This is a genomic window from Variovorax sp. 770b2 (assembly GCF_900115685.1).
Classification (GTDB): domain Bacteria; phylum Pseudomonadota; class Gammaproteobacteria; order Burkholderiales; family Burkholderiaceae_C; genus Variovorax.
This window is the reverse complement of the sequence record NZ_FOXJ01000011.1, coordinates 1-12,628: the sequence shown is the minus strand read 5'-3', so window position 1 is coordinate 12,628 and position 12,628 is coordinate 1. Positions and strand designations below refer to the sequence as shown.

The window sequence follows — 12,628 nt, the reverse complement described above, 5'->3', positions numbered from 1 at the left end:
TCGCTCAGTATGTTGAATCTGTTGGGGCAGAAGACGGCTTGCGAGCCTTCGGCAACTTACTTTCAAGGTCCATACCGGACGCCGCCACGTCGATGAAGACATACAACTTGGTACTGCTCCCGACAGAGCCTGACAAGCACACAAAAATCCAACTTGCATAGCGCTCATCTCGGATCGCATCCGTTTTTTCAATTCGAAGCGGCTTATTTTTTGCTCCCGGATATTGGCGTTCGAGTGCTTGTGGAATACGTCTCGCGGTCCACCTCGTTCCCATCTGTTGTCCATCACAGGTGTTTCCCAGCCGATTTTTTGTCTCCTTCTTGATACCTTCGGCGTCGTTTTCGTCAAAGGTCTTGGCAATGTGCTTCGCCTCGAACACCACGAACTTTGGGTAAATGCTGGCCGCGGGCTTGCCGGTGAAGTCATATCTTGCCTGCGGCGGTTTATCGGCAGGCGGAATGAAAATCAGCTTGCCCGGCTTGGGCATCGTCACCGTCGCAGGCATCGGATTGGGTTGATCGAAGGGCAAACGCTTCTCGAAAAGTCCGTCCAATCCCTTGCCTTTGGGAGGATCGACCAACCTCGAGTATTGCAACGCCTGCTCCATCAGCACATAGCCGTCCTCCTCGCACGCCGTCCCGTTCTTCTTGTTCTCTTCGCTCTGCGGCTTGCAATCATTGTTCGCCGTATCGGTTACGGCATCCGCTTGAGGCGGCGCATCCGGAATCGGCAGTTGCTGCTTCTTCTCGTATTCGGCACGCCAGCGCCGAAGGTCTTCATCTTCCGTGTTCTTCTGGAATGCGTTACCGGGCGTCAACACGATCACGAGCACGAACAACACGATCGCCGCTGGCTCGGCCAGCAATGCCAGCGCGCCTCGCGCGGCAGCACCAGCACCGGGGCCGCCTACGGGAGGCGGCTCCACTGGAGGCACGAGACGCAAAGGCGGCCTCGCCCTGGGCATGTAGGGCTCATTGGCTGGCGGTACATCTGTCACAGGCGCATTCGGCAGTGGCTGCGGGTTGGCCTGCGCCAGCAGGACCGGTTCTCCATATGCAGCCATCTCGATGCCCTTGACTTGCTTCTGCAAGATCCCCTTCCAGGCATCGATCTCGGCCTTCGCCTTTTTTTCGCCTTCGCGCCAATCGAAGGTCTCGACGTGCTTTCGCGCATCGCCATAACTTTGGCTGTGCATGAAGGCCTGCACTTCGCTCCATGGCCGGCTGTCTGCGGCCATGCTCAACAAGGTACGCGCGGCCCCGTAGCTCGGCATGAAGCCGGAGAAGTAATAACCCAACTGATCCGCAATCCGCGAGCGTTCGCCGCCGCTCAGCACGTAGCTGAGAAAGTCACGCGTCAGATGCAGAAAGTCATCGTCATTGTGAAAGCCCTTCACCCTCGACAGCCACTGCCCCGCAACTGCCTTGGCTGCATCCGTCTGCGGATTTGATATCGACCAATCGATTCGCACCGGCCCATCCCATCAGTGCTCCCCCGACTGATTGGAATCCCACTGCCAGAAGGTGGCACCGTAGTCACTGCCTTCGATGACGGGCATAACCTCTCCAGCTTCGATATAGCGCCGGCTGCCAACCTTGGCAGGCGTGGACCACCAGCCATCCTGCGGACACGGCTTACCTCCGGTCTCAAAGCTTCGGAGCAGACTGATCCAAATCCCATTGCCAGAACGTCGAACCGTAGTCACTGCCATCGATGGCTGGCATCAGTTCGCCAGCTTTGAAGTAGCGGCGCGACTTTACTTTTGCCGGAGTGAACCACCAACCGGATTGCGGGCACGGTTGACCTCCTTCTACGCGACCAGTCGCCGCAGATGTTTGGTGTCTTGGAGCTACAGAAAGATCGCTACCTTTCGCAGCTTGGTTCGACTCGCTGCCCAATGCATCAGAGGCCGCGTCGAACCGCGTGAAGTAAGACAAGGCATCTTCCGGCAAGGCGAGTTGCCCCGGGGTATCACCCATGTGGTATTGCATTGCGGGCAACCGGATTGGCTTGAGCACCCGGTTCAACCAGACATAACGCGGCGGCAACCCATCATCCTTGTGGCCAGGCTCCGGATAGGCGCCCGCTTGGATAAACACGCCACCAGGGCATGCTTCTACTTTGAACAAATCCTCCGGCAACTGCGACCGCAAGTGCTCCAGCCCCCCTAATCGCGTCACCCAATCGTCATCCAGAAAATTCAGCCAATGCGCGCCAGAAATACCTTTGAGCCCATCCCACCCGTTCGCAAGCTGCAGCGCCAGTCGATGCGGTATGTCGATGTCGGTTCCGCTGAATACCTTCGCTAGTTGCGCCTCGGTCCGACAAGTTGTGCTCTCCTCGTTATAGGTGCGCAAGAAACCAAGCCCTCCATACGCTTGGTTCGCCTTCAGGCGTGTGGCGCACCGCTTCACCAGGGCAATGAACTTCGGCAAGTCGCCATTGGTAACGAATGCCAGTGGAGCTTGCAAGCGAAGGGTGGCGAGTTCGAATGCAAATTCCGGATCGACATACGTGGCAAGGACATGAAACATGTACTCACTCGCATCGTCATCATGCTTGCCGCCGCTTGCGTAGTACTGGTAGGCATTCGCCCGTTCCGAATCACCCATGTAGTTCTCTATCTTTGGCACCTTTTCCGTGGGCACACGATAGCTTGGAACAGAACCATTCTTGAATCCGTAGACCCACCGCCAATGCTCTATACCGACAACGCTCCAGTAGTCGTTCCAGCATTCGACCAACGCTTGGCGCGTCGACTGCGTAGATTGCCTTGTACTGTGCGTGTGCTTGAAGTAGAAGGTTGCATAAAGGCCCGCCTTGTGCTCGACGAATTTCTTGTCGTCACGCCATAGCTCGGCATAGGGCTCGAGCCGCTTAAGACGCTGCGGATAGGTGTGGTTTGACATGACTTCTAGGTTTCCAGTTCATTCCTGTACAGCAGCAACAGCAGCCCCAACTCCGAGCATGCGCAAGAAGAAGAGCCCTAAAGCGCTTACCGCCGCCTCCGGCAAAGCAGCCACAACCAACGCACCCACAGCGAGGGCGCCCACAATGGCCAAACCATCAGAGACGGTCACAGGTGCCATGCCTCCGCCCCTTCGGTCTTTGTCATTCGCGGCCAGCGCCGAAGTGACTGCGGCCGCCCATGCCATCAATTCCGCATGGGTCATCTGGCGGATTCTCTCCTTGCGCTTTTCGCAACGGCAGTCTTTCACTTCAATGGTCTGCACGCGAATACCGTCTCGCCTGACGATAGCTTGATAGGCTTGTTCTTGCGCCACGTCACGGCGCTCGTCGAACTTCAGTTCGTAAATCATCGCGATGTTGAGACTTTCAGGTGGTCGCGCAGGATCTCGCACAAGCACAATGTCCGGTCGACGCAATGAGGCTCCATTTCGTTCGAATGTGGGACTCGATAGTTGAACGTTTTTGCGCCGTCCCACGTGGCTTATCACACCCCAATGCCAACTTAGAGGTTTCGTGGATATGCTGCCGGACATCAGCGGCTGAGGCCAACCAGGGGTCTTATCTCCGACTCCTCGAAAACGGGCCTTGTATCCCTGCATGTCGTAATAGACCTCGGCTTTGACCCAGCTTTTGTAGTCGATCGCAGCGTCGAGCGCCTGGAACAGACCGGACACACAGTTCTGCTGCATCCGCCGCGTCTCGGCAACTGCCTCTTCGGGTGTTTCGGTTACTGCGGTCGTAGTTTCGGGACTCGGCGATTCCCCGTCTGTCACTGACTCCGGAGCTTCCCGATCATCTTGATAGATTTTTCTGCACGCACACATCACTACGCACATGAACTCCTTCACGGGATCCTGAAAGGCGGGAAGCCCAGTCGGCGCATCCGTGGTCATGCCTTGGCCAACAACACGGCGTTCTCCGTTCAAGTCAAGCACGGGATAAGTTCTTTGATCGTTCATGCCTGGATATCCAATCCATCTTGTTCGACTTCCAGCCGGATCTGCTCAGGCGTCTGGGTCACCACATTGCCCGTACGCCCTTCTTCATCCGTCCAACCTTCAATGGTTTCGCCCGAAGCGAGAGTGATCCAGTAGCGCACGTTCGCCGCAGCCTTGCCCGTTGCGCTTTCGATCAACTTGAACCCCTCGCTGTAGATTTTTCCTGTGGGCAGCGCAGGCAGTGCGGCAGGCGCACCCTTCGGCCCCACGAAGCTCTTCGTCGTCCCCTTCACATCCAACAACCCCGGCATCTTCAACGTGATGTTCGCCCCATCAAGCTCGATGCTCGTCTGCCCGCCCTTGAACGTGATCTTCTGCTTGGCCAGCACGTGGATCTCGTCGTTGCTGCTCGTGACCGTGAAGCCTTCCTTGGACAGCCATTCGAGTTCGTCGGTGTGCGCCTGCACGCTCACCGGACCCTCCTGCGCGATCACCTGAATGCCACCTTCATGGCTGTACAAGCCCATCGACTTGCCAGCCGCAAAACTCACCGTCTTGCCCGCCGCCATATGCGCCTGCTCCTGCGCGGTCCAGTGGATCGCCTCGCCCGCAAACACCGTCGCGCTCGCGGGCGTGGCCATGTTCAAGCTCATGTTCGCATCGAGCACCATGAGCGGCCGTGCGAATGCGGGCACCGGGTCCTGGCCCTGACGCGCATCCGCGCCTTCACCACCCTTCGGCTCCCGCGCATCCTGTCCATTGACGCTGCCGGGGTAGTGCCCGTTCTTCTCTGGATCGATGTCGTCGATCAGCGGCTGCAGCAGCGCCGTCGCCTTCAGCGCCAACGCCTTCGCACCGCCGGCCGCGTCCGACAGGTTCTGCGACTCGCGCAGCGCGCCGGCCAGTTGGCCGCGCACGCTCGCGGTGTCCTGCACGCTGCCTGCGGCCCGCTCCTGCGCCAGCGTCGAAATCAACAGACCTTCGCCCGCACGCGTGACCACCCACGCATCGGAGCGCAGCTCGGCACCGCTGCCGCGCCACGCCCCGCGATTGCTCTCGTCGGGCGACTGCGCGTTGAGATGCCCCAGGTTCAGCTGGCTCGCCGCATGCGAGCTCGCAAGCCGCGTGCGCACCTGGCCAGGCGCGTCGTCCGCGATCCACTGGTTGTAGCCGCTGCCATCGAGCGCGCGGCTGTGCCAGCCCGAGAGCACGCCCGCGTGGTTGGCCGACGAATCGGTGCTCGCCGACCACGGCGGCAGGTCCTGTCCGTTGTAGAGCTGCTGGCTCACCACCGGCCGGTCGATGTCGCCTTCGATGAACGACACCAGCACCTCCGAGCCGACACGCGGCAGATGGTGCGCGCCCCAGTTCGGCCCGGCCACCGGTGCGGCCACGCGCAGCCACACCGACTGGCGGTTGCTCGCATGCCGGCCGGCCGCGACAAGGCTGCCCTGCCCGCTCTGCGCTGACTGTTGTTGCGTTGCCGCGCGCTGCGCCTGCCAATGAAAGCGCACCTGCACGCGGTGATCGCGTTGCGTGTGGACGGCGGTCGGCGCCTCGTCGTCATCGGCGCCGACCACGAGCGCGACCATCGCCTCGGGCGCCGTGGGCTTGGGCCGCCAGACCGGCGCGACCTGCGCTTCTGCAGGCTGCGCCTCGAAGCTGTTGCGGTAGCTGCCCTTCTCGAGCTCGCCGGCCTCCAGCACCTGCGCGGCCTGCGCGCCGAGGTTGTTGGCAGCTTCGTGGTGCACGCGCAGCGTGACGAATTTCTGGCCCTCGTAGCGGTCATGCTGCGTGAGCGTGAAGCGCTCGCCCGCGCCAAGCTGCCGCACGCTGCCGCCGGCGCTGTAGCGCTTGATGCGTGATTCGAACGCCACGAGCTGGTTCTCGGCACGCCGCGCAGCTGCGGCGTTGTTGGCGTAGCGCTGCGAGCCCGCGCCGTCGTAGTGCTCCAGCACGGGCACGTCGCCCATGGCCAACGCGCTTTGCGTCGAGCCCGTGGGCGCCTGCAGCACGCTGGCGTCCCACGCGTTCAGCGTGACGGCGTTGCTCGCGAGCTGGCGCCGGCTGCTCCATGCAGTGATCGCGTCTTCTTGCTCGGTGGCGTCGACGCGGTGAAAACGGATCTCGGGCAGCGCGCAGTCGGGCGCCTTCGCTTCGCGATCGAAGATCACGAGGCGATGGTGCGACGGCGCTGCGTTGTTGTCCGCGCTGCCACCACCGCCCTCCGCTTTCGTCTGCTCGTGCTCGAAGCGAAAGCTCAGGCCTTCCTCGGCGAGCAGGCGCATCACGAAGGCGAGGTCCGACTCGCGGTACTGCACGCAGGTCGGCCGCACGGGCAGTTCCTGCGTGACCTCGAAGGTGAAGCTCGCGCTCGTGTGGTCGGCGAACACCTCGCTCACGATGTCCTGCACGCTCTTGGCGGCGTACACGAAGCTGTCGCGGCGAAGGCCCAAGACGGCGAGCCAGGGCTGCAGGTGCAGCCGATAACGCGCGAGTCCGCCATCGCCGCCCAGTGCATCGACGGCCGTGAGGTAGCCGTGCCAGGTGCGGAAGCTGCCGTTGGCCAGCAGGAGGCGCAGGCTCAGCTCCTCGCCGATCAGCGCGAACGGGTCGAACTCGCTCGACGTGGCGAGGGTGTCGATGGTGAAGGCGAAGAGTTCGTTGACGCCTTCGGTGGCGGTGAAGCGTTCGACGACGACGGCGTTCTGCGGCGCCGCCTGCGGCAACTGCAGCTTGATGAGGCGCGCCTGCTCGGAGAGGCGCGCGACGTTGAGGCCTTCGGACGTCCATGGCGCGGCGCCATACGTCGGCATGAAGGCATTTGAAGTGTCTGACATGAATTGCTCCCTCCCTGTTGTCACTGCCGGTAGGTCCGGTCTTCGTCCGATTCGATGTAGATCTCGTCTTCGCCCCGATGATCGATGAAGATCGCGTTCACGAAGTAGTCATGCTCGGCGGCGCGCGGTATGTAGTCGATCGAGAACATGCACCGCCCGATCGTCGAGTTGCTCTTCACCGTGAGCCCTTCGTTCGTCAACATCGGAAGAATGCGGTCCGCCTGAAATCTCTCGATGTCCTGCAGGTTCCTTTGATTCGGCAGCAACGGCACCACGCGGCTCACCCATGTATTGCCATAGGTCGTCATGCCGCCCTGCACCGTGACGAGGCCGAACTCGTAGTGCCCCACCAGTTGCTTGCGCTCGCCGTTGCCATTGGCGTCGAAATACACGTTGACGACCGCGCCCGACTCCGGGTTGTCGAAGGTGAACTTGAAGTCCGCCTTCTCGTCGTCCACCCGGTAGGTCACGCGGATCGCGTGTTGTGCCTTGATGAAGCCGAGACGCTCGGCATCCAGCGACGGGTATTGCTCGAAGAAAATTTCACGACGGGAAAAGTGCTCGTGCCTTCGGTCGAGTTCGCCGTTGCCGAAATACGTGCGCCGCAGGAATAGCCCATAGGGCTCGATCTCGCTGGTTTCGATGAGTTGCTGCCAGATGAAGATGCCCAGGAACAGCACGATCAAAATGACCGCACCCCACGGCCCGAGAAGAAACGGGCAGGCCTCCATCATGAAGAGCCGCGTCGCCAGCGAACGGGTGACCTCTAGGCCCAGCGTGATCATCAATGCAGTCTGCGAATACGCAAGCTGCTGGTTGTTGTGCCCCTTGGCCTGCTCCCGGGCGTCGAGCGCGGCCAGGAAGTAGCAGACATTGCCGGCGGACAGCAAGCCGGTTGCCAGCCACGACATCTTCGATGTCTTCTGCAAGTACTCGACCAGGTTGTACCTCGGAATCGGCGCTGGCTTGGCGGCCTCGGCCACGGTCTCGACCAGCTCGGCCCTGGGCACGACGCTCACGATTTCGGACTTTGTCGAGGAGAACATCCGCTTGAAGCGAATGTCGAGCCGAACGTCCTTCGTGTTCGGCACCGAAGCGCCCTGAATCAGCTGCCGCCCGTTGCTGACCTTCTGGCCGGCGATGACCTCGTCATAGAAGAACGCGCCAGGCGTCACGGACTGCAGGTACAACGAGCGCACATCGAGCAGCGTGAGGAAGAAGCGGCCCCAGTTGTTTTTGCGGCCCTCGGGCGTCGGGTCGTTGCGCTTCATGTACATGAACCAGATCTGCGAGATCGCGCTCATCGCGGTAAAGGCGAAGGCGGCCCGGTTGGCCGTCACCGTGAGTTCGCGCACTTCCTGGTCGATCATGTCCTTGACCAGAACCTGGTACTGCTCTTCCTTGAGTTGCTTGGGCGTGATTTCAGCGCTGGCCAGGAGCAGATTTTCCACCCGCTTCTGATAGAACTTCACGTACACGTCGCGCACGGTTTCCTTGCCCGAGATGGCGCCGCGGCGCGCCCAGGCCGTGGCCCGGGAATAGACGTTGTCGCTCTCCCGCTTGACATGCGCGAGCACCAGCTCGGCCCAGAATTCCGGATGCGTGAGGACCGACGTTCCCTCGGAAAAGGCCTCGCTCGCGTGATCGAATAGCGGGTCGTCCTGCTTCCTCATGAACACTTCGCAGGCCAGCACGAACGCACGCTTTTGCGAGTTCCTGGCTTTCAGGTCGATCCAGTTGCGGTGGTTGGCCGCATGGATGTCGATGACCTTGCGGATGCGGTCTTGCTGGTCGATGAGCGCCTTCACCTCCCCGGTCCAGCTGGGGCGCAGGTGCTCGTCAAGCCGCTGGAGTTTCTCGGGCCTTGGCGGGGTGTTGGGGATCAGATCGTGCGTGCTTCGGCTGACGCGCTCCCACTCCGCCTGGACGGCCTTGTTGTAGGCCTCGTCGGCAGCGATGAGTTCGTTCACCGGCGCGCCGGCAATGCGCTCGTATTCGCTGATGCTGCCGAGCGGCCAGGCATGGTTTTCCTGCCAGATCTGGTAGTTGACGATGGCCAGCGAAGTCGCGTGATTGAACTCCTCGGCGACGCCCAACGGGTCGAACAGCCCGAGGATGATCGGCACGCTGCCCGCGTTGCCCGAGCCATCCTTCGTGCACCGGTCCATCAGCTGGAACATCGTGGGCGATTCTCCCGCCCTGAACAGCGCCATCTTTCCGGAATAGAAAGTGGCGAACTCGGGGAAGTGCAGATCGGGGTGCGCGGCGTCCAACTCCTGCACATCGTTCTCTGGGCTTGTTCGCCGATACGACCCGTCTGTGCTGCTCTGGTGCTCGAAGATCTTGTCGAAGGACTCGGCGTTCTCCACCTTGTACGCCAGCGCGCCCGACTGCTTGTCCGGTACAACGCCGGCTTTCAACTGGTCGAGATCGATGGTCGTCATCAGCGCCGCCTCGTTCGCCAGCAGCGCGTCTCTTTGCGGCTTGGTCAGCCAGTTGAGCGAGTAGCCGATGGCGACCTTGCCCGTGTGCGCATGGCTGATGCGGATGAACTTGTTGTACAGCGCATGTCCGCTTCGGCTGCAGAAGATCTGGCTCTCTTCGACGTTGTCGCCAACGCTCTGCACGCGGGTGAAGATGCCGTTCTCGTCAGCGCGAAAGTACTCCCAGAAGCGCGTCGAGCCATCGGCATTCTTGAAGCACAGATAGACGTACGCCTTCTGGATGACCTTCAATCCCCACTCGCCGCCAGTCAACGAATGCTGCGACGGCTGTGGAGTGCCCAGCAGGTAGTTGGGCAGCGCCTCCATCGGGAACGGCACGCTCGCGTGGGGATAGAAATGGTCGGGCGCATCGTCCTCGCAATGAACCATCTTGGGCATCGACTGGAGGAACGGATAGACGCCAAAGCGCGTCGGGTAGATCGCAAAGCAATCTCCGCGGCTGCACGCTTCACAGATTTCGAGAGTTGCCATTTTTCAGAGCTTTTGATAATTGGATTGGCTTCGAAAAAAACTCAGGCGAGGAAATAGCCGAGGTCCTGCATGAACGAGGCGGCGCCCGAGCCTTGCTTCTTGCGCACGAAAACCTCTCGCATCAATGTCTCGTCGTGCTCGAAGGCCCTGCCGGTGGCGTGCCGGATGAAAGCGAGCGCGGCCTTGTCGTCCTCGTCCAGTCCGCTCATGGCGTCGAAGGGAAACAGGTTGGGCGCAAGAACGCTCTCGAAGACTTCGGCGATGTCCAGCGCGCGGAAACGGTCCACATCCTGAGCGAGCACATGAAGGAGCGCCTTGTTCAAGGTGCCCCAGCGCTTCAGTTCCCTTTCCATCCGACCGTCGAGTTGCAGGCCTCTCGCGAAAGGCACATCCGCAGCCACCGGCCGGCACACGATGTCGTGCTGCGCGGGACGCCCGAGGGAGTCGAAATAGAACCATGACATCGCTTCCTCGTGCGAGTACAGCAATGTCCCCAGATCGATGGATGGCCGATTGCCGCCATTCATCGCAAGGTGCTGCATCACGCGCGGGTCCCAGAATCTGAAGACGCGGTGCTTGCCGGTCGAATCGGTGACGAGCCGCATCTTGCCGAAAACGATCTTCAACTTCTCCGGGCCCTGGCCGACCAACGCGCCCGTGACGAATCCGGCCACTGTGCGGGGCTGCGTCTGAGATTCGCCCTCTTTCGGAATCCAGTTCGCTTCGGCGCGCGCGATGTCCTGCAGGTCGTGCAGGAGTCCGCGCGTTTCGTTGTTCAGGGAAATCCACAGGACGTAGGGCATCTGCGTCTCGGGCAGTTGCTCCCACGCACCCCGAAGCAGCCTTTTCTGCACGACGGACGGTCCCTTCGTGAACACCAGCGAGTGCTTCTCCAGCGGATCGAACAGAAATGGATCGACGAATACCGCCACGGGTTGCGAACCATCGAATGCATGAATCTGGCGCGTGCCTTGTGTATTCATGTCGGTGGTTCCCGGAGGTCGCCCGATCGCGATCAGACCAGCGCATCGCCGACTTCGCTCGCCTGCTGCATCGCGGTTGCGCAGCCTTCGTAGTCGGTCGGCGGCAGGTTGTTGCTCGCACTGTCTCCTTGCGGCCCGACGAAGTTATGCATCCCCCTGAACGTCACCTTCCCCGGCGCGTGGATCTTGATGCTTGCGCCTTCGAGCTTGATGTACGCCCCGGCGCTGGTGAGCAGCACGTGTGTCGGCGCCTCCACATCGACGTTGCTCGTCGTGCTGGCGATCGTCACCTTCTTGTCCGCCGCGATCTTGGTCGCGCCCTTCTGGCTTTGCAGCGTCACGCTGCCGCTGGCCGCGTGCAGCGCGATGCCGCGCTCCTGGTTGGGCTCGCCGCCTCCGCTCGCCTTGGCGCCGAGCGTGTACAGGCTCACGCCCTTGGCCACGCTCACCGCGATCTGGCCCTGTGCCGGCAGGTCGATGTCCTGATGGGCGACGATGGCGGTGTGCTTGCCACTCACCGCAATCGCCTCCTTCGGCGTCACGAAGCCGATGCCCATGGGTGCGCTGAACTGCAGGTGCGGCTCGCTGTACGCGGTGACGCTGCCCTGTCCACCTTCGGTGGCCTTGATGTCGCCGCCGCTGCCGTTCGCACCGCCTGATTGCGCCGCACTGCCTTCCTGCGTCGCCCCGAGTACTTCGGCCACGTGTTTCAGCGCCTCGATGGCCGGCAGCTTGTCCGGCGCCTCTTCGCCCTTGATCTGCGCCTTCTGCGTCTGCGCACTCTTGGCCAGCGAGGTCGCGAGTTCTTCGGCCTGTTTCGTTTGCTGCTGCGCCTCGCGGCTGGCCATGAACGCGCCCTTGGCGTTCTGCTGCGCATGCGCGCTCACCAGCAGCCCTGCGCCGGCGCGGATGGCGCCCTGTGCGGTCGTGGCCAGTTCAGCTCCGTGCCCCCGGGCCTTGCCACGCGCGTTGTCGTCCTGCTGCTTGTGATGCCCCAGGTGCAGCCGGCTGTGTGCCTGCGTGGTTGCCAGGCTCGTGCTGCCCTGGCCGGGGGTGTCGTCGAAGACCAGTTGGTTGTAGCCACCGTCGCCGCTCTGGCTGGCGCTCAGTTCCTGGGTCTTGATGCCGGAGAAGACGGCGTTGTGCGCGTGCTCCTTGGCCTCCTTGCCTTCCCCGGCGAACCAGGCGGGGGCGTTGCCGGTGGATTGCGCTGCGCCTGCGGATTTCTCGTTGTGCTGGGCATCGACTTGTCCGGCGCCGTTGTACAGCGCTGCGACGACCACCGGGCGGTCGATGTCGCCATGATGGAATTCCACCAGCACTTCCTGCCCCACGCGCGGCAGGGTGACCTGCCCCCAGTTGTCGCCCGCAGCGCTGGCGGCCACGCGCACCCAGGCGCCCAGGCGGTCGGCGGCGGGCGCGTTGTCCTGACCGTCTGAGCGGGGTTGTCGGGCGCTGGCGGCACTGCCGCGCTGCCAGTGGAACTGCACCTTGACGCGATGGTCGCGCTCAGTGTGCACGGGGGCGTTCTCGCCCACGCCAATCACGATCGCGCTCTGGCTGCCGTGCACGCTGGGCTTGGGGTGGATGCGCTGGCCGTGGCCATCCACGCTCAGCGGGCGGTAGGGGATGGCGGCGCGAACGGTGGTGAAGTCGTTGCGGTAATGCGTGACGCTCTCAGGATTCGCCGTGGCATTGCCGCTGTCCTCCGATGCATCGAACACGGTGGCAATGTTGGGTAGGCCGAGGCGTTCACTGACACCTGCCTTCAGGGCTTCGTCGAAGTTGTTGCGCGCGATGTGGCGCACGGCCAGCACCGCGAAGCGGCGGTCTTCTTCGCTGTCCTTGTCGTGCTGCTCGTGACCGGTCAGGGTGAAGGTGGTGGCGGGTGCCAGCGTGCGCACGGCGCTTTGGCCTTCGAA

At 62.1% G+C, this 12,628-nt stretch carries 7 protein-coding genes; all 7 read right to left on the bottom strand.

Features of this window, described 5'->3' with window-relative positions; genetic code table 11:
* Positions 1–4: 4 nt before the first annotated feature.
* A complete protein-coding gene (locus BM133_RS32640; protein WP_256219431.1) occupies positions 5–1,471 on the bottom strand; it encodes a hypothetical protein in 1,467 nt (488 codons plus the stop codon).
* Between the two features lie 175 nt (positions 1,472–1,646).
* Positions 1,647–2,909, bottom strand: a complete 1,263-nt coding sequence (locus tag BM133_RS32635) for a type VI immunity family protein (protein WP_093443424.1) — start codon at positions 2,907–2,909, stop codon at positions 1,647–1,649.
* Between the two features lie 18 nt (positions 2,910–2,927).
* A complete protein-coding gene (locus tag BM133_RS34990) occupies positions 2,928–3,929 on the bottom strand; it encodes a hypothetical protein (RefSeq protein WP_143100282.1) in 1,002 nt (333 codons plus the stop codon).
* The gene (locus BM133_RS32625) at positions 3,926–6,748 is read right to left on the bottom strand and encodes a type VI secretion system Vgr family protein (protein WP_093443420.1); all 2,823 of its coding nucleotides are present in this window, start codon (positions 6,746–6,748) and stop codon (positions 3,926–3,928) included. Before BM133_RS32625 ends, BM133_RS34990 begins: the two co-directional genes overlap by 4 nt.
* A 20-nt stretch (positions 6,749–6,768) precedes the next feature.
* Positions 6,769–9,723 (bottom strand): toxin VasX, encoded by a 2,955-nt coding sequence (locus BM133_RS32620; protein ID WP_143100281.1) that lies wholly within the window; start codon positions 9,721–9,723, stop codon positions 6,769–6,771.
* Positions 9,724–9,764: 41 nt separating this feature from the next.
* On the bottom strand, positions 9,765–10,706 hold the full coding sequence (locus tag BM133_RS32615; protein ID WP_093443416.1) for a hypothetical protein: 942 nt from the start codon (positions 10,704–10,706) through the stop codon (positions 9,765–9,767).
* A 32-nt stretch (positions 10,707–10,738) separates the two neighbouring features.
* A partial coding sequence (locus tag BM133_RS32610; RefSeq protein ID WP_093443414.1) for a type VI secretion system Vgr family protein occupies positions 10,739–12,628 on the bottom strand: 1,890 nt, incomplete at its 5' end.